We start from the raw sequence: 23,589 nt of genomic DNA, 5'->3' as shown, positions 1-23,589 counted from the left end.
TTCAAAGTGGTAAAGAAACAATACCACTTGGCAAGACGTGCATGGAGGAGGGGGCGGTGACGCAGCCGATCAAGTTTCTGGAGCCGCGTGCGGCGGTTTTATCGAGCCGTGACCGCATCATATCCGATCTGAAGGATATCCTGGCCGAGGACTGTCTCGTGCACGAGCCGCGTGAGCTCGTGCCTTTCGAGACCGACGCTTTCGTCTCCTACCGCCGCCTGCCGCTGGCCGTCGCCTTGCCGAAAACCACCGAAGAGGTCGCAGCGGTGCTGAAATATTGTCACCGTTACGGCATTCCTGTCGTTCCGCGCGGCGCGGGCACCTCGCTTTCCGGCGGCGCCATTCCGCAGGAAGATGCGGTGGTGATCGGCCTTTCGAAGATGTCCGCGATCCTCGAACTCGATTTTTACAATCGCACGGCAATGGTACAGGCGGGCGTCACCAATCTCTCCATTTCCGGTGCGGCCGGTGCGGAAGGCTTCTTTTATGCGCCGGACCCAAGCTCCCAGCTTGCCTGCACCATCGGCGGCAATGTCGGCATGAATTCCGGCGGTGCGCACTGCCTGAAATACGGTGTCACCACCAATAATCTGCTCGGCGTAAAAATGGTGCTTGTCGATGGCACGGTGCTGGAGCTGGGCGGCAAGCATCTTGACGCCGCCGGTTACGATCTTCTCGCCCTCGTTTGTGGTTCGGAAGGCCAGCTCGGCATCGTCACCGAGGCGACGGTGCGGCTGATTGCCAAGCCGGAGGGCGCGCGCCCGGTGCTGTTTGGTTTCGAAACCTCCGAAGAAGCTGGCTCCTGCGTGGCCGACATCATCGGCGCGGGCATCATTCCTGTCGCCATCGAATTCATGGACAAGCCGGCAATCGAGATTTGCGAAGCCTTCGCCAAGGCCGGATATCCGCTGGATGTCGGCGCGCTGCTGATCGTCGAGGTCGAAGGCTCGGAGGCGGAAATGGACGCCATGCTGGCCGATATTGTCGCCATTGCGAAAAAACACGGCGTGAAGACGGTCAGGGAATGCCAGTCGGCCATGGAGGCCGCGGCGATCTGGAAGGGCCGGAAATCCGCTTTCGGCGCAACGGGCCGCATCGCGGACTATATCTGCATGGATGGCACGGTGCCGCTTTCCCAGCTTTCCTATGTGCTGAAAAAAACAAGCGAAATCACCGACCGCCTCGGCCTTCGCGTCGCTAATGTCTTTCATGCGGGCGATGGCAACATGCATCCGCTGATCCTGTTCAACGCCAACGATCCGCAAGACGCCGCCCGGGCCGAAGAGGCGGGCAATGAAATCCTGAAGCTCTGCGTCGATGCGGGCGGTTGCCTCACCGGCGAACACGGTGTCGGCATCGAAAAACGCGACCTGATGCGGCACCAATATGCCGAGGCTGATCTTGCCCAGCAGATGGCGGTTCGCGCTGCTTTTGACGAGGGTTGGTTGATGAACCCTTCCAAGGTGTTCCCGCTGGAGGGGAGGGGATGATGTACTTTAGCTTTGTAGCCTTGGTGGGTGCGGCTCACCCCTCCGTGCCCGGCAGGGCAGAGGAGGGTATCTCTTGCTCGGAGCGCACCCCATGCTGACCCCTTATGCAGAAACCCAGGTCGCCGACATCATCCGCGACCACACGACCCGAAAAACCCCGCTGAAAATCATCGGCGGCAACACCCGCTCTGGTTTCGGCAATGCTGTCGAGGCAGATGAAACGCTTTCCTCCCGCGCAATGTCTGGCATCATCGCCTACAACCCTGCCGAAATGGTCATGACGGTCAAAGCAGGCACGCCGCTCGCCACCGTCGAGGCCGCCCTTGCCGAAAACCGGCAGATGATGGCCTTCGAGCCGATGGACCACCGCCCGATCATGGGAACCACAGGCGAGCCGACCATCGGCGGCGTCTTTGCTGCCAATGTTTCCGGCCCGCGCCGTTATGTGGCTGGTGCGGCGCGTGACAGCCTGCTCGGCATCCGTTTCGTCAATGGAAAGGCGGAAGTCATCAAGGCGGGTGGCCGGGTGATGAAGAATGTCACCGGGCTAGATCTCTCGAAGCTTCTGGCGGGTTCACACGGCACGCTCGGTTTTCTCACGGAAGTAACCTTCCGCGTGTTGCCGAAACCGCCAGCGGAAAAAACCGTGGTTGTCTGCGGTCTGGACGACGAGGCCGCGACGCGGATCATGGCGGCGGCGATGGCGATGAGCGTCGAGGTTTCCGGTGCGGCCCATCTGCCGGAAAGCGTTCGCTCCCATTTCATCGCAGGCGCGCTGCCGGAAGGTCCGGCGACAATCCTGCGGTTGGAAGGGCTCGGGGCTTCCGTCGAGGCGCGCGCGGCGAAACTCCTTTTCGTCATGGATCGGGTTGGCCCATGGGCGCTGCTGGAAGGCGAGGAGAGTGCTGTTTTATGGCGGCAGGTGCGGAATGTCGCGCCCTATGCCGGGCAAGATGCCAAACCGCTCTGGAAAGTCTCGGTCGCGCCGAGCGAAGGCCACAGGCTGGTTGCTGCCTTGCGCATGGAAGCGGGCATCGATGCCTTTTATGACTGGCAGGGTGGTCTCATCTGGATGCAGATGGAGGCGGACCCCGAAGCGGAATTGCTGCGCGGTGCCATCCGCGCGCTCGGCGGCGGGCACGCCACCTTGATGCGGGCGAGCGACGCGGTGCGCGCCACCGTGCCGGCATTCGAACCGCGCCCGGCGGCGGAGGCCATATTGTCTGCGCGCATCAGGGAAAAGCTCGATCCGGCGGGCATCTTCAATCCTGGCAAGATGGGAAGGGCCGTCTGAACCATGCAAACATCCTTCACGCCCGAGCAACTGGCTGATCCGCAAGTGGCGGAATCCGAAAAAATCCTGCGCAAATGTGTGCATTGCGGCTTCTGCACCGCCACCTGTCCCACCTATGTCACGCTTGGCAATGAGCTGGACAGTCCGCGCGGCCGCATTTACCTCATCAAGGACATGCTGGAAAATAGCCGCCCGGCGGACCGCGAAGTCGTCACCCATATCGACCGCTGCCTGTCCTGCCTTGCCTGCACCACCACCTGTCCGTCCGGCGTCGATTACATGCATCTGGTCGATCACGCCCGCGCCCATATCGAAAAAACCTATAAACGTCCCTTCATGGACCGCCTGACCCGCAATCTTCTGGCTGCAGTTCTGCCTTATCCCGGTCGCTTCCGGCTGGCCTTGCATCTGGCACGGATCACGCGACCCTTCGCCGGTGTGCTCGCGAAGTTTCCCGCGCTGAAACCGCTGCAATCCATGCTCGCTCTCGCCCCGGCTTCCGTGCCCGCCGTTTCAGCTTCTGCCCGTCCGGGTGAACGGTCAGCCGAAGGTGAAAAGCGTGGACGTGTCGCCATTCTTACCGGCTGCGCCCAGCCGGTGCTTGACCCTGGTATCAACGAGGCGACGCTGCGTCTTCTGGCGCGGCTTGGCGTGGAGGTTGTCGTGCCGAAGGGGGAAGGCTGCTGCGGATCGTTGGTGCACCATATGGGGCGCGAGGCCGAGGCGCTCGCCGCCGCCCGCCGCAATGTCGATGTATGGATGCGTGAAATGGAAAATGGCGGCCTCGATGCCGTCATCATCACCGCATCCGGCTGCGGCACGACCATCAAGGACTACGGCCATATGCTACGGCTTGATCCGGCCTATGCGGACAAAGCCGCACGGGTATCGGCACTCGCGAAGGACATCACCGAATATCTTGCCACGCTCGACCTGCCGCAAAAGGAAAGCCAGGGCCTGACGGTTGCCTATCATTCGGCCTGCTCCATGCAGCATGGCCAGAAGATCACCATGGCACCGAAGCAATTGCTGAAAGCGGCTGGTTTTACCGTCCGCGATCCGGCGGAAGGGCACCTCTGCTGCGGGTCGGCCGGAACCTATAACATCATGCAGCCGGAGATCTCAGGAAAGCTGAAGGCGCGCAAGGTGAGGAACATCGAAGCCACACGCGCGGATGTCATTGCCACCGGCAATATCGGCTGCATCACGCAGATCGCGACTGGCACGGAAATGCCGATCCTGCACACGGTCGAGCTGCTGGACTGGGCTTATGGCGGACCGAAACCCGCGAGGCTTTTGGCTTAGAGCGCCGTTCGCTTGTAAGGGCCATGGGACCCGACACAAGGTTCGGGCCGGTGCGTCGTTCGCTCTGCTCATCCTGTGTTTGTCACAAGGATCCAGTCAGCCCAAGTTTTGGGCTTGAAGGCCTCTTCTCGAAGCGCAGACGCGCGTCGGATGGATCTCTGTGACAAGCACAGGAGTGAGGTTTGAGGGTAGCTTGGCACCTGTCGGAAAGCGCCCTCTATTGCCATCCCAGCTTTAGAACTTGTAGGCCACGCCGAAGTTCACCGCATTGGTCATGATATCGGTTTTCAGCTTGCCGCCATTGTCGATATCCACGTCGATAAAGGAGTAGGTGCCTTTATATTCCACGAAGGTCGACCAGTTGTCGGTTATGCGGTAGCTAAGGCCGGCCTGCGCCTGCAGGGTTGCGCCACCGAACTGGTATTCGAAGGTTTTGCCGGAAGCCCGGGTAACCTCCACATGCGGCACGTTGATGCCAACGCCCGCGCCCACGTAAGGCGTCAGGCGCCAGGTCTCCAGCGGGAAACGATAGAGCGCGTTCAGCGTCAAAAGGTTCAGGCCGTCGGTGAACTCGAAATGCGACCAGCCGGAACGCGCCAGCGTCTGGTCGTCGGCATAGACTTTGTCATGGGTGTAATCGAGCGAGATGCCGAGATTGTTGAGCTGGCCTTCCTCGAACCAGTAGGTGCCGCGCACCCCCCAATAGGCCGGGCTCGAAAATGACTTGCCTTCCCACCCCGCCCGAAAGTCCGTTCCGTCCGAAACCGTGACATCGCTGTGCGGGGCGCTTTGCCAGCCGCCGTAACCGGAAAATTCAAATTCCCCCGCGATTGCGGAAGAGAAGGAAACGCCGCTGAGCAGCAGGGCGCAAAGAATGGAAACGTGGCGCAGCATGGGGAGAATCCAGTTTGGTGTTGAGGACACACCAAACTGCTTTTTAGTAACATTTAAATGACAGAAACGAAAAACGGGCGGTCATTTGACCACCCGTTTCAAGGCCGTTCCATCATCCCCCTGAGAGAGGTCCGGCGCCTGGCGTCCCCCGCCAAGTCTCCTTCAATCAATCTAGTAGCGATTGTACCGCTGCGGGACATCAATTCAAGCGCGATCTGCCGTGGTGTGGGCTGCAAGTCCGCGTATTAGCGGCACCGTTGCCGTCATATCACAATGACGGTTGTTCCGACGTTCACACGCTCGTAAAGATCGGTGACATCCTCGTTGCGCATGCGGATACAGCCTGAGGAATTGTTGCTGCCGATCGTCCAGGGCTGGTTGGTCCCGTGGATGCGGTAAAGCGTGGAGCCGAGATACATGGCGCGCGCGCCCATCGGATTGGCAGGGCCGCCTTCCATGAAGGCCGGAAGGTAGTGTCCCTTCGTCGCTTCGCGGCTGATCATTTCTTTCGGGGGCGTCCAGCTCGGCCATTCCGCCTTGCGGGTCACCTTGTGTGTTCCGGCCCATTCGAAACCGGGCTTGCCGACGCCGACGCCATAACGGCGGGCCTTGCCATCCGCCATGACGAGATAGAGGAAGCGGTTCGGCGTATCGATGACGATGGTGCCGGGCTTCTGGGTGGTCTGGTAGCTTACGATCTGGGGCAGGAATTGCGGGGCGATCTGCGTGCGCACCGGCGCATTCGGGCGAACGGCGGCGTTCTGTACCCGGGCCGGGCGCTGCGAGGTGACGCCGGAGCTTGGGCGCTGTGGCATGGCGGCCTGGCGCTGCTGGAAGAAAGGCTGGCGGGCTGCTGGCGCGCGCGGGTAAACCACGGGCCGCACATTGCCGCCACCAAGCTGCGTTACCCAAGGGGCGGAAAGGTCTGGACTGACGACGACAGGCGGGCGCTCCCGGTAACGCTCACCGGCTGCGGCGGCCGGGGCGGCGAAGGTGGAAACGAGGCTCAGCGCCAGAAAAACGGACTTCATCGTCATCGGGTGGACTCTCTCTGCGGTATGTCGCAACAATAGCAATTGCGGGATCATTCGCCCGCCTTGCCGGCTACGTTCGCACCTTGACGCCAGCGAATCGTAAATGGCTGTTCATTAAAAAGCGCTTGATTAGAAAAAGCTGGATTTAAGGTTAGCGACCCGTTTTGAAACGTGGTGAATGAGTGGTAAGTGCGCGCATCACGCCGGTCACGGGCGGGAGCGAAAAAGGGTGGTTGCGGTATGAACGAGGCGGGACTTGAAACGGGCGCGGATGGGCGCGTGCGGTGTTTCTGGCAGCAGGGACTTGAGGATTACAGCCGCTACCATGACAGAGAATGGGGTTATCCCGTCACCGACGATCGCCGCCTGTTCGAGAAGATATGTCTCGAGGGCTTCCAGTCCGGCCTCTCTTGGCTGACGGTGTTGCGCAAGCGCGAGGCTTTCCGTCTTGCCTTTGCCAATTTCGAATTCGAAAAAGTGGCGCAGTTCGGTGAAGCCGACATTGAGCGCTGTGTTGCGGACAAGGGCATCATCCGTCATCGCGGCAAGATCGTGTCGACCATCAACAATGCCCGTCGCGCCATAGCGCTCCGGGACGAATTCGGTTCGCTTGCCCATTATTTCTGGGGGTTCGAGCCTTCCGCCGCAGAAAGGCCGCAAAGGCTGGACTATGCGACGTTAAGGGCCAACCCCACCAGCGACGCGTCCATTCGTCTTTCCAGGGATTTGAAAAAGCGCGGCTGGACCTTCGTCGGCCCGACGACCGTCTATGCATTCATGCAGGCCATGGGTATGGTCAACGATCATATCGAAGGCTGTCATTGCCGTGAGCCGATCGAGGCCATGCGGCGGGAGTTTGTACGTCCATGAAAGCAAAGTCCCTTCTTCTGGCTTTTGCCATGGCCGTGGCGGCCGTGCCGCATCCATCCCTTGCGGAAAGCCGCAACGTCGACGGCATCTGGCTGGACGACGGCGAAAGGCTCAAGGAAGTTGCCCTGCCGCCCACCGGGCCGTTGAAACTAGATGGCTGGACACGGCGCGGCCGTGGCGATGTCTACCGCCTGAAGGTCAAGGCCGGGCAGACGATGAAGGTCGAGCTTACCTCTTCCAGCGAATTCGTCCTGATGGCGATCTTTGATTTTTCGACGCCGGATCAGGACGCGATCTTTTTCAGCGACTCCGAAGGTAAAATCGCCACGTTGACGCCGAAGGCGGATACCGAATGGCTGATCCGCCCGACGCTTATCCTGGGATCACCGCGTCGCGGGCTCGGCGCGCATTATATCCTGACGGTCAGCACTCAGAAATAACGGCCCGCCGCACCTTCAGGCCGTTTGCGTCAGCGCGATCAGGCCGAAGCTCAAGATTCCAAGCAGCACGAGCGAGAGGCTGGCGGCGACGATGACCTTGCCCCCGGCATGGCGAAGGCTGCGAATGTCGACCGACAGACCAAGTGCCGCCATCGACATGATGGTGAGGATGTTGGAGAGCGAGGCGAGGGGGCCTAGCAGAACCTCGGGAATAAGGCCGAAGGAACGGGCCATGATCATCAGCACGAAGCAGATGATGAACCACGGAACCATCTGCTGCAACTTCAGCCGGCCCTTGCCGGACTGGCCGTGGATGATGGAGAGGGCAGCAATGACCGGCCCCAGCATCAGGACGCGTATGAGCTTGACGATTGTCCCGGTCTGCACCGCAACGGCGCCGAGCGGGGCGGTGGCGGCTAGCACCTGCGGTACGGCATAGACCGTCAGGCCCGCGAAGATGCCATACTGGGTGGCATCAAGACCGAGAAGCTGCGGCAGAAACGGCATCAGCAGAACGGCGGCGACACCGAGAACGGCTGTAAAAGCAATCGATGCGGCGACATCTTCTGGCTTGGCGCCAATGGCGGGCGCTGCCGCCGCGATCGCCGAATTGCCGCAGATGGAGTTGCCGCAGGCGATAAGGGTTGCGAGTTTGGGTGGCAGCCCCAGCATCCGCCCGGCGGCATAGCTGAAGATCAGCGACAGGGCGACGATGACAGCGATGCCGCCGATCAGCAAACCGCCGGCGCCTTTGAGAATGGCAAGGCTCAAGGATGCGCCAAGAAGCGCCACCGCTATCTCGAGCAGGGTCTTGGCACTGAACTTGATGCCGGCCGAAGCAACCGCTGGCAGCGACACGAGCGAACGCAAAAGCGTACCGATCAGAATAGCCAGCACCAGATCACCGAGCCATGCATGTCCGGCAAGACGCACCTGAAAGCGTTCCGCCAGAATGGCAGCGCAACTGACCGCCGCGCAAAGCAGAATGCCCGGCAGAAGCGGGGTCAGCGAGCGAAAAGAAGACTGGAAGGGATGAGTGAGGGTGCGATGCTGTGCCATGGCCAGACAATGCCGGAATGGCCTGTTTTATTCTATCAAATAATATGGCATATATTATTCGGTAAAATCGAATGAAAAAGCCATGACCTTTGAACAACTCCGCATTTTCATCGCCGTCGCCGAACGCGAGCACCTGACAAGGGCCGCGCAGGCAATCGGTTTGACCGCCTCGGCTGTCAGTTCCGCTATCAAGAACCTCGAGGCATTTTACAATGTCGAGCTGTTCCATCGCGTCGGCCGCAATATCGAATTGACCGAAAGCGGCCGGGTGTTTCTGGGTGAGGCCAGGGCGACGCTGGCGCGTGTGCGCAGCGCCGAACTGATTCTCTCCGAAATGGGCGGTCTGACGCGCGGCGAAATCACCGTCTGCGCCAGCCAGACCATTGCCAGCTACTGGCTGCCGCCGATCCTCATGCAATTCAAGAAGCTTTATCCGGGTGTGACGCTGAAACTCGATATCGGCAATACGAAAACGGTAACTCAGGCCGTGCTCGATGGGCTGGCTGAGGTCGGCTTCATCGAGGGCAAGATCGACGAGCCGGCGCTGATGGTGCAGCCCGTGGTATCCGACAAGCTTCTGGTCGTCACCGGCTCCGCCCACCCCTTCGCCGACGGCCGTTATCTCACCGCCCTCGATATTCTATACGGAACGTCCTGGGTGTTGCGCGAACAGGGTTCCGGCACCCGCTCCGCCTTCGAGGCGGCGGTGCGGCAGATGGGTGTCGACCCGGCAGATCTTTCCGTGATGCTGGAACTGCCCTCCAACGAGGCCGTGGTGATGGCGGCACGCTCCGGCGGCGCGGCGACGGCGGTTTCCGCCTCCGTCGCTTCCCTGTTCTTACGCCAGGGATTGTTGGTCCGCGCCGGAATCGATCTGCCCGCCCGCAATTTTGCTCTGTTGCGCCACAAGGAACGTCACACCAGCCGTGCCGCCATGGAACTGGAACGCCTCAGCCGTGCCGCCTCGGAGGACTACAAGGCCGGTCTTGCCGGTTTGTAGGTCGAAAGGCCGCGCGGCATTATCGGATCGCGGTGCGCGGGCAGAGCCTATCACGTCAGCTCATGCGCAACGACGTGATGAACGATTCGATAGTCCCTGCTTTCCTCTCCCAACGGAGCGAGTGGCCATTCCCATGCGGCGGCCGGCGCGGACAAATCAGCGCCGTGCAGCAAGTCCTCGTGCTGGTGCAGGCTGCCGTCTTTGCCGATAACGTCAAAGGATGTGTCCGTTACCAGGCACACCTTGCAGGGAAGGGCGGCCAGCGCATCCAGATGCGTCTGAATGAGCCTCGGCAAAAGGTCATCAGGCGCGCCGGCAATCTTCTCCCGCTCCAGCTGATGCCGCGCGCCGGTGCCGATCTGTGACAGGAGGTTGGCCGAGACGACGAAATCCAGATAGGGCACCCGCCGCAGGAACTCGAGCGGTTCCGGTTCTTTACCGGCAACGATATCGTCAAAACCGGAAAGATCGCGGTTGACGATGCGCACATTCTTTTTGGAATTGAAGCGCAGTTTCGCCTGCACGCTGGCAAGATGCACCAGATCGACCAGAACCACGGTATCGAACATCGCCACCAGCGCATCGTATGGCACGTCGCGCAGCAGACCCGACCCGAGCACCACCGCCGTCCGTCTCTGTTTGAGTTTTCTCACCGATTGCAGCACAAATTGCTGGCTGTTGTTTTCATGCTCCGCCCATGCTGTTGCGCAGCGATTGGCGCGCGCCCATAGATTGACGGAATAGCGGATATGCGGCCGGAATGGCTTCGGCGTGGCCGCACGCGTGGCGGCATATTGCAGGGCTTCGAGGATCATTGATGCCTAACGGTAAATTTCGCGGCGATGGCCAATTTCCACCACCAGCACGACAAGCTTGTGGTCCTGTATATCGCAGATGATACGGTAATCGCCTACCCGGTAACGCCAGAAGCTGCCGAGTTCTGAGCCTTGCAGGGCGGCACCTGTCTGGCGGGGATTGTCGTCCTGGACGACCCGGTCCGCCAGAAAAGAAACGATGCGGTTCGCGTCCTGCTTTGCCAACTTTCCAAGCTGTTTGACGGCTCGGTGCTGAAATTCAATTTTCCAGGTCAAGATCGCGCATCACTTCTTCCAGATTATAGGTGCGCTCTTTATTGGCAATGCGCTGTCGCGTCGCCTCTTCGGCTAGATAGAGATCTTCCATATCCTCAATATGTTTCTCAATCGCCTCGCGGATATAGTAAGCGGACGTACGGCCCGTGCGCTCGGAAAGCGCTTTCAGCCGTTCATAGGTCTCGTCCGGCAGGCGGATGGCAGTCTGTTTGCTCATTGCTTGCGCCCTTTTCGACTAAAATGGGATACATGCATCCCATATAGCATTGTTTGCCCCGTGCGGCCAGTAGAACCAGAGGCTTTGCGGCTTGCCGCACCGGGCTTCATCATCTAATACACCGGCATAATTTCAGGAAAATATCGGATCGGCATCATGAGCGAAAAAGCAAAAAAGCCTCAGAAACTGAAAGCCCGCCTGCCGCGTGGCTTCGTGGACCGTTCTGCTGCCGATATCCATGCCACCAATGAAATGATCGACAAGATCCGCAAGGTCTACGAGCTTTACGGCTTCGATCCGGTGGAAACACCGCTGTTTGAATATACCGATGCGCTCGGCAAATTCCTGCCTGATAGCGACCGTCCGAACGAGGGCGTATTTTCGCTGCAGGATGACGACGACCAGTGGATGAGCCTGCGTTACGATCTCACTGCACCGCTTGCCCGCCATGTCGCGGAAAATTTCAACGAAATCCAGCTGCCCTACCGTACCTATCGCGCCGGTTATGTGTTTCGCAATGAAAAGCCCGGCCCCGGCCGCTTCCGCCAGTTCATGCAGTTCGATGCCGATACGGTCGGTGCTGCCGGTGTGCAGGCCGATGCCGAAATGTGCATGATGATGGCCGATACGCTGGAAGCGCTTGGTATTGCGCGCGGTGATTATGTCATCCGCGTCAACAACCGCAAGGTGCTGGACGGCGTCATGGAGGCCATCGGCCTTGGTGGCGAGGAAAATGCCGGTCGTCGCCTGAACGTGCTGCGCGCCATCGACAAGCTCGACAAGTTCGGCCCTGATGGCGTGAAGCTGCTGCTCGGTCCTGGCCGTAAGGATGAGTCCGGCGATTTCACCAAGGGTGCGGGTCTCGGTGAAGAGCAGATCGAAAAGGTTCTGTTTTTCGTCGGCATCAAGGATTATGCGGAAAGCGCCGATGATCTCGCAAAATTGGTTGCGGGCACATCCAAAGGCGCGGAAGGCGTCGATGAACTGAACATCATCGGCTCTCTGGTTTCCGGTGCCGGTTACGATGCGACGCGTATCAAGATCGATCCCTCCGTCGTGCGCGGTCTCGAATATTACACCGGCCCTGTCTATGAGGCCGAACTGACCTTCGACGTCACCAACGAAAAGGGCGAAAAGGTCGTCTTTGGCTCGGTCGGCGGTGGCGGCCGTTATGATGGTCTCGTCTCTCGCTTCATGGGTCAGCCAGTTCCGGCAACAGGCTTTTCCATCGGCGTTTCTCGTCTGATGACGGCCTTGAAGAACCTCGGCAAACTCGGTCAGGTCAAGCCGCTCGCCCCGGTTCTCATCACCGTCATGGATGGCGATGTGGACAGCATGGGCCGTTACCAGCGCTTCACGCAGGCGCTGCGTGCCGAGGGCATCCGCGCCGAAATGTACCAGGGCAACTGGAAGAAATTCGGCAATCAGCTGAAATATGCCGACCGTCTCGGCTCCCCCATCGCCATCATCCAGGGCGGTGACGAGCGCGCCGAAGGCGTCGTGCAGATCAAGGATCTGATCGAAGGCAAGCGCCTCTCCGGCGAGATCGAGGACAATGCCAGCTGGCGCGAAGCGCGGGTGGCACAGATCACCGCGCCAGAAGCCGAACTGGTGGCGAAGGTTCGCGAGATTCTGGAGCATCATGCAGAGGACGTTCGCCGCGCCACCGAGGGTTACGAATTTCCTTACGATCCCGCCCAAAACGGCGATCGTGATGACGACATCTGAGAGTTAAGGATGCCCCTGATCGACATGCCGGAATTTTCCGGAGAGCTACTGGAAGAATTCGCCGCGCGCCGCACAAGTCGTGTGAACACGCCTGTGATCCAGCCTGCCGAACCGTTTCTGGATATGGCGGGCGAGGATTTGCGTCGGCGTATTTTCATGACGGAGAGCGAGACAGGTGAAAGCCTTTGTTTGCGCCCGGAATTCACTATTCCCGTCTGCCTGCGCCATATCGAGACGGCGACGGGTACGCCGAAGCGTTACTCCTATCTGGGCGAGGTCTTCCGCCAGCGCCGGGAGGGTGCGAACGAGTTTTATCAGGCCGGCATCGAGGATCTTGGCGATACCGATATCGCCGCCGCCGATGCCCGCGCCGTGATTGATGCAACCGCCATCCTGAAACGCCTGCTGCCTGGCCGCTCGCTCGCCGTCACGCTGGGCGACCAGCAGGTGTTCGAGGCGGTCGTTGCAGCGCTCGGCCTGCCGCTCGGTTGGCAGAAACGGCTGGTGCAGGCTTTCGGCGATATGGCGCAGCTCGACGCGCTGCTGGAAAGCCTCGTGCACCCCAAGCCCATGACCGGCCTTGACGCGCGGGTCGCTGGACTTCTGGCAACGGGCGAAGAGGCGGTGCTGGTCGGTTATCTCGACACGGTAATGCAGGAAACCGGCTATTCCACCAATGCCAGCCGCTCGCCGCAGGAAATCGCCCGCCGTCTGCGGGAAAAGCTGGCGCTTGCCGCCACGCGTCTGCCGGATGAGAGTTTCGAACTGCTCAAGCAGTTTCTGGCCCTGCAGGCACCCTTGCCGCAGGCCTCGCAAGTTCTGGCCGATTTTGCCGCAAAGGCTAAGCTGAAACTGGACGGTGCGCTTTCCGCTTTCGATAAGCGTGTCGCGGCCCTTGCGAATGCCGGGGTCGATCTCGAAACAGTCAGCTACGGCGCGGCCTTCGGCCGTCCGCTCGATTATTATACTGGCCTCGTTTTCGAGGTGATGGAAGAAGGTAGCGATAGCGTTTTGGCCGGTGGTGGCCGTTTTGACCGGCTGCTGACGCTGCTTGGCGCGCAGGAAAAAATACCGGCCGTGGGCTTTTCCCTCTGGCTGGATCGCATCGAAACGGTGCGCGGGAGCGATAAGCCATGATCACCATTGCCTTGCCCTCCAAGGGCCGGATGAAGGAAGACGCCTCCGCCGTTCTGGAACGCGCCGGGCTGAAGGTCGCAGCTGTCGGTAACGACCGGTCCTATCGCGGCCGCATCGAAGGGCGCGACGATATCGAGATTGCCTATCTCTCAGCCTCCGAGATCGCCCGCGAAATTGGTGCTGGCAGCGTGGATTTCGGCGTGACGGGTGAAGACCTGGTGCGAGAGGGGCTGACCAACGCCGATGCGCAGGTGGAATTCTGCGCCCGCCTCGGTTTCGGCCATGCCGATGTCGTTGTCGCCGTGCCGGAAATCTGGCTGGATGTGGACAGCATGGCCGATCTCGGCGATGTGGCCTCGGAATTCCGTGCCCGTCATGGTCGCCGTTTGGCAATCGCAACCAAATACTGGCGGCTGACGCAGCAGTTCTTTTCGCGCCAGCATGGCATTCAGCTTTACCGTATTGTCGAAAGCCTTGGCGCCACCGAAGGTGCGCCGGCGGCAGGGCAGGCGGATATCATCGTCGATATCACCTCCACCGGCTCGACGCTGAAAGCTAACCACCTGAAAATCCTCTCCGACGGCATCATCGTCCGCTCGGAAGCCTGTTTCGTGCGCGCCCGCAAGCCGGAGCACGAAGGTGATCCGGCGGTTCAGGAGATCGCGGCGCGAATAAAAGCGGCTGTCTGAAAGCATAAAAGAAAAAAGCCGCCGGATCGCTCCGGCGGCTTTTTTCTTGGTCAGCCTATGGGCTCAGGCGCGGGCGGCAACGAAGCCGCGCTTTGCGTCGACGGAGTAGGCGCCTGCACCGAAGGTTGCGAGCAGGATATAGGCGCCGGCAAGGGTGATGTTCTTCATCAGCATGATGCCGTTCAGCGTGTTGATCCAGCCGAGAGCAGGCTCAGGCCAGCCGGGAACGGCAACGGTGCCGCTGTGGAATACGAGGCCGGTGAACACGCAGAATGCTGCAAGCGCCCATGCGGCAATCTTCGTCTGGAAACCGGCGAGAATGGCAAGACCGGCAACGAGTTCGAACAGGCCGGCAAGATAGGCAAGCGCGGTTGCGGCAGGCATGCCGGCGCCCGAGATCATGCCGGCAGTGCCGGCCGGATCGGTGAGTTTGCCGAAGCCGGAATAGATGAAGATGAAGGAAAGCAGAATGCGGGCGATGAGAACGAGAGCGTTCTGGCTGCTGGACATGGAGTATCTCCGGTAAGTGATCGGCGTGTCGCCGGTTAAACTGCAAGGTGATGTCTGGAGATATCAATGACCGAAAATCATGCATCTATAAAGATGAACAATAGAAGACAAATTGTCTTCATTTTGTGAACGACCAACAATGTCGTTCAATGACATTGAGCGCGCATCCCCGTTTGAACGGGACCATTCGTCTCGATCTATCTATTTGTTTTAAAAAAATTTCCTGACATAAAGCCGCTGCGCAGTTTTACTGGAAACGCGCTAGGCGGCGAAGCGCATATCCTCGAAACGCGGAAACAGGAAGAGCCCCGAAATGCGCCCTTGCTGGCCGATCTCGAAACCCGAGGATTCGCCCATGCAAATAAGCGGCTGCCGCATTGCCGGCAGGGTGAACAGGCCGGTGGAAAAGCAGAAGCGTGAGGGTGCGGCGGAAGCCTGTTCGAAAATTTCGAGCACGCGGTCGTGGTGACCCCGATCATAACAGCGGATCAGGCTGAGCAGGCCGCACTCACCCTGCGGCAGCCCATGCATGAAAGATGCATGTTCGCCAAGCTTGATGACGCCGCTCGAAAGATCGCCGCTCCATTCCTCCGAAATAAAGAAATGCGACAGGGTCTGAGTATCCGGCATGGTTGTCGCGGCCGCAGGCAGAGCATCGTTGCGTCTTGATATTTCGAACAAATCGCGCCCCCGCATGAACATCGTACCAGCGCTGCAATCTCAAGCGTCGCTGCCAAGTTGATTTTTCATCGCCATCCGCATTCGAGCGTGCTTGCCAAGCATCGAACCCCTTCAATGCTTGCGTCCCGCCGCGGCACCCTCACGGGCGCTGACTTATAGTTTATTTTCTTCTACCCACAACAACCTGTCAGAGAGAAAATCAAAAATAATATGTATTCCTTCATCGTAATCGCGAAATATATGAAAAAAAGACAACTAAATGTCGTGCTTATAAACTGGAGAGGGCGAAAATCCGCCCCATCGGCAATTGTGATTCGCCTCTATCGGCACCCGATTATTGCACGCGCTGCCGAAAACAAGCCGACTAAAGTTATCGCTGTTTCAAAAAGAGACAATATTTTTTAAGCCCGATTCCGGCAAGTGAGGATATCACGCCAGCTCTCACAAGGGGCATGGGCGGCAACAAAAAAGAGCGATCCGAAGACCGCCCTTTCGTATTCCAGTGACAGGACTGATTGGAAGTCCATGCCGCCCGTCTGGCGCGCTTGCGACGCCAGATCACCAAAAGGCATGAGCGGCAACGAAAAAAGGGCGATCCGAAGACCGCCCTTTCGTATTCCAGTGACAGGACTGATTAGAAGTCCATGCCGCCCATGCCGCCGCCAGGCATCTGGGGCATTGCCGATTCCTTCTTAGGAAGTTCGGCGATCATGGCTTCGGTGGTGATCAGCAGCGAAGCAACCGAAGCTGCGTTCTGCAGAGCCGTGCGAACAACCTTGACCGGGTCGACGATGCCGAGCTGGATCAGGTCGCCATATTCGCCGGTCTGGGCGTTGTAGCCGTAGTTGTCTTCGTTCCGGTCGAGGATCTTGCCAACAACGATGGAAGCTTCGTCACCTGCGTTTTCTGCAATCTGGCGAACCAGAGACTGCAGAGCCTTGCGGACGATGTTAATGCCGGCTTCCTGGTCGTCGTTCTCACCCTTGACGGTGATCTTCGTGGAAGAACGCAGCAGGGCAACGCCGCCGCCCGGTACGATGCCTTCCTGAACAGCAGCGCGCGTCGCGTTGAGAGCGTCGTCGATGCGGTCCTTCTTTTCCTTCACTTCAACTTCCGTCGAACCGCCAACGCGGATCACGGCAACGCCGCCAGCGAGCTTGGCAAGACGTTCCTGCAGCTTTTCGCGGTCGTAGTCGGAAGTGGTTTCTTCGATCTGCGCCTTGATCTGGGCAACACGGCCTTCGATGTCGGACTTCTGGCCAGCACCGTCAACGATCGTGGTGTTTTCCTTGGAGATCGAAACCTTCTTCGACTTGCCGAGCATGTCGAGGGTAACGCTTTCGAGCTTGATGCCGAGATCTTCGGAAATGACGGTACCACCGGTCAGGATGGCGATGTCTTCCAGCATGGCCTTGCGGCGGTCGCCGAAGCCAGGAGCCTTGACGGCAGCGATCTTGAGGCCGCCACGCAGCTTGTTGACGACGAGCGTTGCAAGGGCTTCGCCTTCTACGTCTTCAGCGATGATGACGAGCGGCTTGCCGGTCTGAACGACAGCTTCGAGAACAGGCAGCATGGCCTGGAGGTTCGAAAGCTTCTTTTCGTGCAGAAGGATGTATGCGTCTTCGAGGTCCGCAACCATCTTTTCCGGGTTGGTCACGAAGTAAGGCGACAGGTAGCCGCGGTCGAACTGCATGCCTTCGACGACTTCGAGTTCGGTTTCAGCGGTCTTGGCTTCTTCAACGGTGATGACGCCTTCGTTGCCGACGCGCTGCATTGCTTCAGCAATGTCGAGACCGATCTGACGCTCGCCGTTTGCAGAGATCGTGCCGACCTGTGCAACTTCTTCCGAAGTGTTGATCTTCTTGGCCTTGGCCTGAAGGTCCTTGACGACTTCTGCAACGGCCAGATCGATACCGCGCTTGAGGTCCATCGGGTTCATGCCGGCAGCAACTGCCTTTGCACCTTCGCGAACGATGGCCTGGGCCAGAACCGTTGCGGTGGTGGTGCCGTCACCGGCGATGTCGTTGGTCTTGGAGGCAACTTCGCGAACGAGCTGTGCGCCCATGTTCTCGAACTTGTCTTCGAGTTCGATTTCCTTGGCGACCGAAACGCCGTCCTTGGTGATGCGCGGTGCGCCGAACGACTTGTCGATAACGACGTTACGACCCTTCGGGCCGAGGGTGACCTTCACTGCATCAGCGAGAATGTCGACGCCCTTGAGCATCTTTTCGCGCGCTGTGCGGCCGAATTTGACTTCTTTGGCTGCCATTTTCAAAACTCCTGGTTTCGAATGGCCGGACGGGGTCCGGCTTGAAATTTAAGGAAACGATGGGTGCGGCGAAATCAGCCGATGATACCCATGATGTCGGCTTCCTTCATGATCAGAAGGTCTTCGCCGTCGAGCTTGACTTCGGTGCCCGACCACTTGCCGAACAGGACGCGATCGCCAACCTTGACGTCGAGAGCGACGACCTTGCCGGCCTCATCGCGAGCGCCGGAACCGACGGCGACGATTTCGCCTTCCTGCGGCTTTTCCTTGGCGGTATCGGGAATGATGATGCCGCCCTTGGTCTTTGCTTCGGACTCAACGCGACGAACGACGACGCGATCATGAAGCGGGCGGAAATTGGTGCTTGTCATTGCCTAATCCCTCGATCAAATGACTTCAGGAACCTTTTGAAGGTTCACGTGATGGGTGTTAGCACTCCTCTTGTTGGAGTGCCAGCAAAGCCGAGATAAGGAGGCGTCCCCCCGGAGTCAAGAACGCACTGCCGGAAAAATTTCACGGCCTATGGTTACCAGCGTTCCATGACAGAAAATTTCCACGCTATGACGGGCGAGGACAAATCGCTCTTTTCAGGCAGCCTTCGTTTTCGGCGTAGAGGGGTTTTATGTTCGGATGGTGGCCGGTGGTCCGGAGGCAGGCCTGGCGCCGCTTTTTTCCTTGCCATCGGCGTCCTGCTTTGCCATGTGACGCACACCCTTTTTTCGCACCCGGAAAGCATATCATGGCCCATCGCATTCTCACCCTCGGCGAAATCACTGATGGGTTCGACGTTGTTCTTTCGGATGTCTGGGGCGTGCTGCATAATGGCGTTAGCGCTTTCCCTGATGCGGCGGTTGCGCTGCACGACGCGCGCAAGGCCGGCAAGACCGTGGTGCTCATCACCAATTCGCCGCGTCCGGCCCCCGGTGTCATCGCCCAGCTTCGCGTTCTCGGCGTGCCGGATGAGGCCTATGACCGCATCATTACATCGGGCGACGTCACCCGCGGCCTGATCGCGGAAGGCCCGAGAAAAGTCTTTCTGCTCGGCCCCGAGCGTGACATGCCGCTGCTGGAAGGTCTCGATGTCGAACGGGTCGGCGAGGCGGAAGCGGAATCCGTCGTCTGCACCGGTTTCTTCGATGACGAGACGGAAACGCCGGAAGATTATACGGAAATGCTGAAAGGCTTTATCGCCCGCAAGGCGCCGATGATCTGTGCCAACCCCGATCTGGTGGTAGAGCGCGGCGAGCGCATCATTCCCTGCGCCGGCGCCATGGCCGCATATTACGAACAGCTTGGCGGCGAAGTCCGTATTGCCGGCAAACCGCACGCACCGATCTATGAAGCCTGCCTCGCGGCGGCGAAAGAAGTGCGCGGCGATTTCCCGAAGGATCGCGTGCTCGCCATTGGCGATGGCATGCCGACGGATGTGAAGGGCGCAATTGCGAGCGGCCTCAACCTTCTTTATATCAGCGGCGGCATTCACGCCGCCGAATATACGCTGAATGGCCAGACGGACGAGGCGCTTCTGAACGCCTATCTGAAGGGGCAGGGCGCGGCTCCCGGCTGGTGGATGCCCCGCCTTGCCTAGGAAACGTCTGGCGTAAGCCGGCGTAAAAAATGGATCGACTGCAATGACCGTCTTTCATCGCAATGAAAAAAAGGAGCCGCTGCCTGAAGGCTTGCGCGGCGGCGTCATCGCGATCGGCAATTTCGATGGTGTGCATCGCGGCCACCGCGCCGTTCTGGACCGGGCGCTGGAACTGGCCGAGGCGCGTGGCGTTCCGGCACTGGTGCTGACCTTCGAACCGCATCCCCGTTCGGTCTTCCGCCCTGAAACGCCGGTCTTCCGCCTGACACCTGCGCCGTTGAAGGCACGTATTCTCGAGGCCATCGGTTTCCGCTCGGTCATCGAATACCCCTTCGACCGCGAGTTTTCGCAGCGCTCGGCGGAAGAGTTCGTCAATTCCATTCTGGTCGACTGGCTGGGCGCCAGCGCAGTCGTCACCGGCTTTGATTTTCATTTCGGCAAGGGCCGCGAAGGTGGCCCGGCATTTCTAATGGCGGCCGGCAAGCGCAACGGCTTCGACGTGACGCTCGTGGATGCCTTTCGCGACGAGGGCGCGGATGTCGTCTCATCGAGCCGTATCCGCTCGCTTCTGTGCGAAGGAGATGTGGCAGGTGCCGCCGGACAACTCGGGTATCGTTTCACGGTGGAAAGTGAAGTCATCGGCGGCCAGAAGCTGGGGCGAACGCTGGGTTACCCAACGGCCAACATGGCGCTTTCACCCGAAACGGAGCTGAAAGCCGGCATCTATGCCGTGCGGTTCCGCCGCCCCGACGGGGCGATTTACGATGGCGTTGCAAGCTTCGGTTACCGCCCGACGGTCACCGATAACGGTGCGGCACTTCTGGAAACCTACGTCTTCGATTTTTCCGGTGATCTCTACGGTGAGGTGTGTTCGGTATCCTTCTTCGGGCACCTGCGTGACGAGCTGAAATTTGACGGCTTGGACCCGCTGGTCGCGCAGATCAGGCGGGATGAGGAAGAGGCGCGGGCGATGCTGTCAGGCGTGCGGCCGCTCAGTGAATTGGATGCGAAGATAGCATTTTGAGCGGGCAGATAATCCTGTCCCGGATTGTCGTCGCTTTTCACTTCCTTTTTGCCGGAAAACCGCATAAACAACCGGCCATGTCCCAATACCGGTTGCTGTTTAAAGTTGAGATAGGCCGAATTATTGGCCCGGCCTTCCGCCCGCTCTGAAGAGCCGGAAGGTCCGGGATTTTGGCGCTCGTCATGGCATTTGACATGGCGCTTTCCGTATTTGCCCTCTTTGAAATTGAGACGGCGCGACCGACACGGCGCGCAACAACGGTACAATTATGAGCGACACCGCAGAAAAATTCGACTATTCCTCGACCCTCTATTTGCCGCAGACGGATTTCCCGATGCGTGCCGGCCTGCCGCAGAAAGAACCGGAAACGGTGAAGCGCTGGCAGGAAATGGGCCTTTATAAAAAGCTCCGCGCCTCCGCCGCCGGTCGCGAGAAATTCGTGCTGCATGATGGCCCGCCCTATGCCAACGGCAACATCCACATCGGCCATGCGCTGAACAAGATCCTGAAAGACGTCATCACCCGCTCGTTCCAGATGCGCGGTTTCGACGCCAATTACGTGCCCGGCTGGGATTGCCACGGCCTGCCGATCGAATGGAAGATCGAGGAAGCCTACCGCGCCAAGGGCAAGAACAAGGACGAGGTTCCAGTCAACGAATTCCGCAAGGAGTGCCGCGAGTTCGCTGCTGGCTGGATCAAGGTTCAGTCGGAAGAGTTCAAGCGCCTCGGCATCGAGGGTGACTTCGAAAACCCCTACACAACCATGAACTTCCACGCGGAAGCCCGCATCGCCGGCGAACTGCTGAAGATCGCCAAGAGCGGCCAGCTCTATCGCGGTTCCAAGCCGATCATGTGGTCGGTTGTCGAGCGCACGGCGCTGGCGGAAGCCGAGGTCGAGTATCACGACGTTGAAAGCGACATGATCTGGGTGAAGTTCCCGGTGAAGGACGCTGCGCCAGCTCTTTCCGGCGTCTCTGTCGTCATCTGGACAACCACGCCGTGGACCATCCCCGGCAACCGCGCCATCGCCTTCTCCTCGCGGGTCGAATATGGCCTGTTCGAAGTCGAAAGCGCGCAGAACGATTTCGGGCCGCAGCCGGGTGAAAAGCTGATCTTCGCCAGAAAGCTTGCCGATGAGGCTGCTGCCAAGGCGAAGGTGACCTTCAAGTTCGTGCGCGATGTGAAAGCTGAAGAGCTGGCCGCCATCGCCTGCGCCCATCCTTTGGCGTCGCTTGGCTACGATTTCCCGGTTCCGCTTCTCGATGGCGACCATGTCACCGACGATGCAGGCACGGGCTTCGTGCACACCGCCCCGAGCCATGGCCGCGAGGACTTTGACGTCTGGACCGCGCATCAGCGTGAGCTGGAAGCGCGCGGCGTTTCGCCGGCCATCCCGTTCCCCGTTGGCGATGACGGTTTCTACACCGAGGACGCACCCGGTTTCGGCCCGTCTGCCGAAGGCGGTGCGGCCCGCGTCATGGATGATAACGGCAAGAAGGGCGATGCCAACGAGCGCGTCATCAAGGCGCTGATCGCTGCCAATAACCTGTTCGCGCGCGGCCGTCTGAAGCACAGCTATCCGCATAGCTGGCGCTCCAAGAAGCCGGTGATCTTCCGCAACACGCCGCAGTGGTTTGTCTATATGGACAAGGAACTGGGCGACGGCACGACACTGCGCTCGCGTTCGCTTGATGCCATCGACCAGACCCGTTTCGTTCCGGCATCCGGCCAGAACCGCCTGCGCGCCATGATCGAAGGTCGGCCCGACTGGGTTCTGTCGCGCCAGCGCAGCTGGGGCGTGCCGATCGCGGTCTTCGCCGACGAGCAGGGTGAGGTTCTGGTCGACGAGGCTGTCAACGCCCGCATCCTCGAGGCCTTCGAGGCTGAAGGTGCGGATGCCTGGTTCGCCGAAGGCGCGAAGGAACGTTTCCTCGGCAATGACCATGACCACGCCAAATGGCAGCAGGTCATGGACATTCTCGATGTGTGGTTCGATAGCGGCTGCACCCATACCTTCACGCTGGAAGACCGCCCGGACATGAAGTGGCCGGCGGATGTCTATCTCGAAGGCTCGGACCAGCATCGCGGCTGGTTCCATTCGTCGCTGCTGGAAAGCTGCGCGACGCGTGGCCGCGCGCCTTATAACGCCGTCGTCACCCATGGCTTCACCATGGACGAGCAGGGCCGCAAGCAGTCCAAGTCTCTCGGCAACGTTGTTGCACCACAGGACGTGATGAAAGAGTCCGGCGCGGATATCCTGCGCCTGTGGGTCATGACGACCGATTACTGGGAAGACCAGCGTCTGGGCAAGGCCATAATCCAGACCAATATCGACGCGTATCGCAAGCTGCGCAACACCGTGCGCTGGATGCTCGGCACGCTTGCCCACGACAAGGGCGAGGAGATCGCCTATGCCGATCTTCCGGAACTGGAAAAGCTGGTGCTGCACCGCCTGTCCGAGCTGGATAAGGTCGTGCGCGATGGCTACGACGCCTTCGACTTCAAGAAGATCGCCCGCGCCCTGATCGATTTCGCAAATGTGGAGCTGTCGGCTTTCTACTTCGACATCCGCAAGGACACGCTTTATTGTGACGCGCCGTCGTCGCTGAAGCGCCGTGCATCGCTGTCGGTCATCGCCAAGCTGTTCGATTGCCTCGTCACATGGCTTGCGCCCATGCTGCCCTTCACCACTGAAGAAGCATGGCTTTCGCGCTATCCGGATGCGGAATCGGTGCATCTCGCCCAGTTCCCGGAAATTCCGGCGGAGTGGAACAACGACGCGCTGGAAGCGAAGTGGGAGAAAATCCGCAAGGTCCGCACGGTCGTCACCGGTGCGCTCGAAGTGGAACGCCGTGAAAAGCGTATCGGCTCCTCGCTTGAGGCAGCGCCCATCGTGCACATTGCCGACGCCGATCTTCTGGCGGCTCTCTCCGGGCAGGATTTTGCCGAAATCTGCATCACCTCGGCCATTTCGGTGGTCGGCGATGAAGGCCCTGCCGATGGCTTCCGCTTGCCGGAGGTCGCAAAGGTCGTGGTCGAGCAGAAGCTGGCGGAAGGCGCAAAATGCGCACGCTCCTGGCGTATCACCACCGATGTCGGTTCCGATCCGGACTATCCGGAGGTTTCGGCCCGTGATGCGGCGGCACTGCGCGAGCTTGCCGCGCTGGGATGATTTAAAGCTGCTGCGCATCGTTCCTGTCGAAAAATCGATTTCGAGTTTCGGGCCGATGCGCGAGGAAAATGGCCGGATGAATTGCGCTTTAGCTCTT

The 23,589-nt window shown here is 59.7% G+C and carries 22 protein-coding genes; 12 read left to right on the top strand and 10 right to left on the bottom strand.

What is annotated here, in order from left to right; translation table 11 throughout:
• Nucleotides 1-41: 41 nt before the first annotated feature.
• The 3 genes from AC5SEO_RS06935 to glcF all read left to right on the top strand — a co-directional run bounded on the left by AC5SEO_RS06935 (nt 42) and on the right by glcF (nt 4,089).
• The gene (locus AC5SEO_RS06935) at nt 42-1,490 is read left to right on the top strand and encodes an FAD-linked oxidase C-terminal domain-containing protein (protein WP_236771116.1); all 1,449 of its coding nucleotides are present in this window, start codon (nt 42-44) and stop codon (nt 1,488-1,490) included.
• 91 nt (nt 1,491-1,581) lie between these two features.
• Nucleotides 1,582-2,784: a glycolate oxidase subunit GlcE gene (gene glcE, locus AC5SEO_RS06930; protein WP_174068013.1), complete on the top strand. Its 1,203-nt coding sequence runs from the start codon at nt 1,582-1,584 to the stop codon at nt 2,782-2,784.
• A 3-nt stretch (nt 2,785-2,787) separates the two neighbouring features.
• Nucleotides 2,788-4,089, top strand: coding sequence for a glycolate oxidase subunit GlcF (gene glcF, locus AC5SEO_RS06925; protein ID WP_112674031.1), 1,302 nt, complete (start codon nt 2,788-2,790; stop codon nt 4,087-4,089).
• Nucleotides 4,090-4,323: 234 nt separating this feature from the next.
• On the opposite strand, the gene AC5SEO_RS06920 is transcribed toward glcF, so the two are convergent.
• On the bottom strand, nt 4,324-4,983 hold the full coding sequence (locus tag AC5SEO_RS06920) for an outer membrane beta-barrel protein (RefSeq protein WP_013635541.1): 660 nt from the start codon (nt 4,981-4,983) through the stop codon (nt 4,324-4,326).
• A 263-nt stretch (nt 4,984-5,246) separates the two neighbouring features.
• Nucleotides 5,247-6,020, bottom strand: coding sequence for a L,D-transpeptidase (locus tag AC5SEO_RS06915; protein ID WP_004432233.1), 774 nt, complete (start codon nt 6,018-6,020; stop codon nt 5,247-5,249).
• A 237-nt stretch (nt 6,021-6,257) separates the two neighbouring features.
• On the opposite strand from AC5SEO_RS06915, the gene AC5SEO_RS06910 reads away from it, so the two are divergent.
• Both AC5SEO_RS06910 and AC5SEO_RS06905 read left to right on the top strand, forming a co-directional pair.
• Nucleotides 6,258-6,887: a DNA-3-methyladenine glycosylase I gene (locus AC5SEO_RS06910; protein ID WP_013635543.1), complete on the top strand. Its 630-nt coding sequence runs from the start codon at nt 6,258-6,260 to the stop codon at nt 6,885-6,887.
• Complete coding sequence (locus AC5SEO_RS06905; RefSeq protein WP_013635544.1) at nt 6,884-7,327, top strand: hypothetical protein; 444 nt, start codon at nt 6,884-6,886, stop codon at nt 7,325-7,327. The genes AC5SEO_RS06910 and AC5SEO_RS06905 overlap by 4 nt, the downstream gene beginning before the upstream one ends.
• 15 nt (nt 7,328-7,342) lie before the next feature.
• On the opposite strand, the gene AC5SEO_RS06900 is transcribed toward AC5SEO_RS06905, so the two are convergent.
• Nucleotides 7,343-8,386 (bottom strand): YeiH family protein, encoded by a 1,044-nt coding sequence (locus AC5SEO_RS06900; RefSeq protein ID WP_111799356.1) that lies wholly within the window; start codon nt 8,384-8,386, stop codon nt 7,343-7,345.
• Between the two features lie 82 nt (nt 8,387-8,468).
• On the opposite strand from AC5SEO_RS06900, the gene AC5SEO_RS06895 reads away from it, so the two are divergent.
• Nucleotides 8,469-9,386, top strand: a complete 918-nt coding sequence (locus tag AC5SEO_RS06895) for a LysR substrate-binding domain-containing protein (RefSeq protein WP_004432220.1) — start codon at nt 8,469-8,471, stop codon at nt 9,384-9,386.
• A 50-nt stretch (nt 9,387-9,436) separates the two neighbouring features.
• On the opposite strand, the gene AC5SEO_RS06890 is transcribed toward AC5SEO_RS06895, so the two are convergent.
• From AC5SEO_RS06890 to relB, 3 genes are read right to left on the bottom strand one after another with little or no spacing between them, the layout of a single operon-like run.
• Complete coding sequence (locus AC5SEO_RS06890) at nt 9,437-10,201, bottom strand: hypothetical protein (RefSeq protein WP_111799357.1); 765 nt, start codon at nt 10,199-10,201, stop codon at nt 9,437-9,439.
• Between the two features lie 6 nt (nt 10,202-10,207).
• Complete coding sequence (locus tag AC5SEO_RS06885) at nt 10,208-10,477, bottom strand: type II toxin-antitoxin system RelE family toxin (RefSeq protein WP_004432216.1); 270 nt, start codon at nt 10,475-10,477, stop codon at nt 10,208-10,210.
• Entirely contained in the window at nt 10,461-10,694 is a 234-nt protein-coding gene (gene relB / locus AC5SEO_RS06880; protein WP_004432214.1) for a type II toxin-antitoxin system RelB family antitoxin, read from the bottom strand. Before relB ends, AC5SEO_RS06885 begins: the two co-directional genes overlap by 17 nt.
• 156 nt (nt 10,695-10,850) lie before the next feature.
• On the opposite strand from relB, the gene hisS reads away from it, so the two are divergent.
• The 3 genes from hisS to hisG are packed head-to-tail and all read left to right on the top strand — an operon-like array spanning nt 10,851 to nt 14,248.
• On the top strand, nt 10,851-12,422 hold the full coding sequence (hisS, locus tag AC5SEO_RS06875; protein ID WP_174068014.1) for a histidine--tRNA ligase: 1,572 nt from the start codon (nt 10,851-10,853) through the stop codon (nt 12,420-12,422).
• Nucleotides 12,423-12,431: 9 nt separating this feature from the next.
• Nucleotides 12,432-13,559 carry an ATP phosphoribosyltransferase regulatory subunit gene (locus AC5SEO_RS06870; RefSeq protein ID WP_174068015.1) on the top strand — a complete coding sequence of 376 codons (1,128 nt, stop codon included), beginning with the start codon at nt 12,432-12,434 and terminating at the stop codon, nt 13,557-13,559.
• A complete protein-coding gene (hisG, locus tag AC5SEO_RS06865; protein WP_004432208.1) occupies nt 13,556-14,248 on the top strand; it encodes an ATP phosphoribosyltransferase in 693 nt (230 codons plus the stop codon). The genes AC5SEO_RS06870 and hisG overlap by 4 nt, the downstream gene beginning before the upstream one ends.
• 63 nt (nt 14,249-14,311) lie before the next feature.
• Here the strand turns inward: hisG and AC5SEO_RS06860 are convergent, their stop codons facing one another.
• The 4 genes from AC5SEO_RS06860 to groES all read right to left on the bottom strand — a co-directional run bounded on the left by AC5SEO_RS06860 (nt 14,312) and on the right by groES (nt 18,079).
• A complete protein-coding gene (locus tag AC5SEO_RS06860) occupies nt 14,312-14,758 on the bottom strand; it encodes a DoxX family protein (protein WP_004432207.1) in 447 nt (148 codons plus the stop codon).
• A gap of 261 nt (nt 14,759-15,019) precedes the next feature.
• Nucleotides 15,020-15,454 (bottom strand): hypothetical protein, encoded by a 435-nt coding sequence (locus AC5SEO_RS06855; protein ID WP_025592588.1) that lies wholly within the window; start codon nt 15,452-15,454, stop codon nt 15,020-15,022.
• Nucleotides 15,455-16,073: 619 nt separating this feature from the next.
• Entirely contained in the window at nt 16,074-17,708 is a 1,635-nt protein-coding gene (groL, locus tag AC5SEO_RS06850) for a chaperonin GroEL (RefSeq protein WP_004432205.1), read from the bottom strand.
• Between the two features lie 74 nt (nt 17,709-17,782).
• Entirely contained in the window at nt 17,783-18,079 is a 297-nt protein-coding gene (gene groES, locus AC5SEO_RS06845) for a co-chaperone GroES (RefSeq protein WP_003494080.1), read from the bottom strand.
• Nucleotides 18,080-18,447: 368 nt separating this feature from the next.
• Here groES and AC5SEO_RS06840 point away from each other — a divergent pair, with 368 nt between their 5' ends.
• The 3 genes from AC5SEO_RS06840 (at nt 18,448) to ileS (ending at nt 23,492) form a co-directional block, all read left to right on the top strand.
• Nucleotides 18,448-19,296, top strand: a complete 849-nt coding sequence (locus tag AC5SEO_RS06840; protein WP_004432196.1) for a TIGR01459 family HAD-type hydrolase — start codon at nt 18,448-18,450, stop codon at nt 19,294-19,296.
• 43 nt (nt 19,297-19,339) lie between these two features.
• Entirely contained in the window at nt 19,340-20,320 is a 981-nt protein-coding gene (locus AC5SEO_RS06835; RefSeq protein ID WP_004432194.1) for a bifunctional riboflavin kinase/FAD synthetase, read from the top strand.
• Between the two features lie 268 nt (nt 20,321-20,588).
• Complete coding sequence (gene ileS / locus AC5SEO_RS06830) at nt 20,589-23,492, top strand: isoleucine--tRNA ligase (protein ID WP_174068016.1); 2,904 nt, start codon at nt 20,589-20,591, stop codon at nt 23,490-23,492.
• Nucleotides 23,493-23,589 lie beyond the last annotated feature (97 nt).

It is taken from the genome of Agrobacterium sp. K11, from assembly GCF_059429395.1.
The sequence above is the reverse complement of the archived record's forward strand: the minus strand, read 5'-3'. Positions and strand labels throughout refer to the sequence as shown.

Bases quoted from the DNA above. Each gene is read 5' to 3' on its own strand.
- hisG (WP_004432208.1), top strand. From the start codon at position 13,556: ATGATCACCATTGCCTTGCCCTCCAAGGGCCGGATGAAGGAAGACGCC.
- relB (WP_004432214.1), bottom strand. From the start codon at position 10,694: ATGAGCAAACAGACTGCCATCCGCCTGCCGGACGAGACCTATGAACGG.
- groL (WP_004432205.1), bottom strand. From the start codon at position 17,708: ATGGCAGCCAAAGAAGTCAAATTCGGCCGCACAGCGCGCGAAAAGATG.
- AC5SEO_RS06890 (WP_111799357.1), bottom strand. From the start codon at position 10,201: ATGATCCTCGAAGCCCTGCAATATGCCGCCACGCGTGCGGCCACGCCG.
- AC5SEO_RS06920 (WP_013635541.1), bottom strand. From the start codon at position 4,983: ATGCTGCGCCACGTTTCCATTCTTTGCGCCCTGCTGCTCAGCGGCGTT.
- AC5SEO_RS06905 (WP_013635544.1), top strand. From the start codon at position 6,884: ATGAAAGCAAAGTCCCTTCTTCTGGCTTTTGCCATGGCCGTGGCGGCC.
- glcE (WP_174068013.1), top strand. From the start codon at position 1,582: ATGCTGACCCCTTATGCAGAAACCCAGGTCGCCGACATCATCCGCGAC.
- AC5SEO_RS06870 (WP_174068015.1), top strand. From the start codon at position 12,432: ATGCCCCTGATCGACATGCCGGAATTTTCCGGAGAGCTACTGGAAGAA.
- AC5SEO_RS06900 (WP_111799356.1), bottom strand. From the start codon at position 8,386: ATGGCACAGCATCGCACCCTCACTCATCCCTTCCAGTCTTCTTTTCGC.
- hisS (WP_174068014.1), top strand. From the start codon at position 10,851: ATGAGCGAAAAAGCAAAAAAGCCTCAGAAACTGAAAGCCCGCCTGCCG.
- AC5SEO_RS06935 (WP_236771116.1), top strand. From the start codon at position 42: ATGGAGGAGGGGGCGGTGACGCAGCCGATCAAGTTTCTGGAGCCGCGT.
- ileS (WP_174068016.1), top strand. From the start codon at position 20,589: ATGAGCGACACCGCAGAAAAATTCGACTATTCCTCGACCCTCTATTTG.
- AC5SEO_RS06910 (WP_013635543.1), top strand. From the start codon at position 6,258: ATGAACGAGGCGGGACTTGAAACGGGCGCGGATGGGCGCGTGCGGTGT.
- AC5SEO_RS06915 (WP_004432233.1), bottom strand. From the start codon at position 6,020: ATGACGATGAAGTCCGTTTTTCTGGCGCTGAGCCTCGTTTCCACCTTC.
- AC5SEO_RS06840 (WP_004432196.1), top strand. From the start codon at position 18,448: ATGGCCCATCGCATTCTCACCCTCGGCGAAATCACTGATGGGTTCGAC.
- groES (WP_003494080.1), bottom strand. From the start codon at position 18,079: ATGACAAGCACCAATTTCCGCCCGCTTCATGATCGCGTCGTCGTTCGT.
- glcF (WP_112674031.1), top strand. From the start codon at position 2,788: ATGCAAACATCCTTCACGCCCGAGCAACTGGCTGATCCGCAAGTGGCG.
- AC5SEO_RS06895 (WP_004432220.1), top strand. From the start codon at position 8,469: ATGACCTTTGAACAACTCCGCATTTTCATCGCCGTCGCCGAACGCGAG.
- AC5SEO_RS06835 (WP_004432194.1), top strand. From the start codon at position 19,340: ATGACCGTCTTTCATCGCAATGAAAAAAAGGAGCCGCTGCCTGAAGGC.
- AC5SEO_RS06855 (WP_025592588.1), bottom strand. From the start codon at position 15,454: ATGCGGGGGCGCGATTTGTTCGAAATATCAAGACGCAACGATGCTCTG.
- AC5SEO_RS06860 (WP_004432207.1), bottom strand. From the start codon at position 14,758: ATGTCCAGCAGCCAGAACGCTCTCGTTCTCATCGCCCGCATTCTGCTT.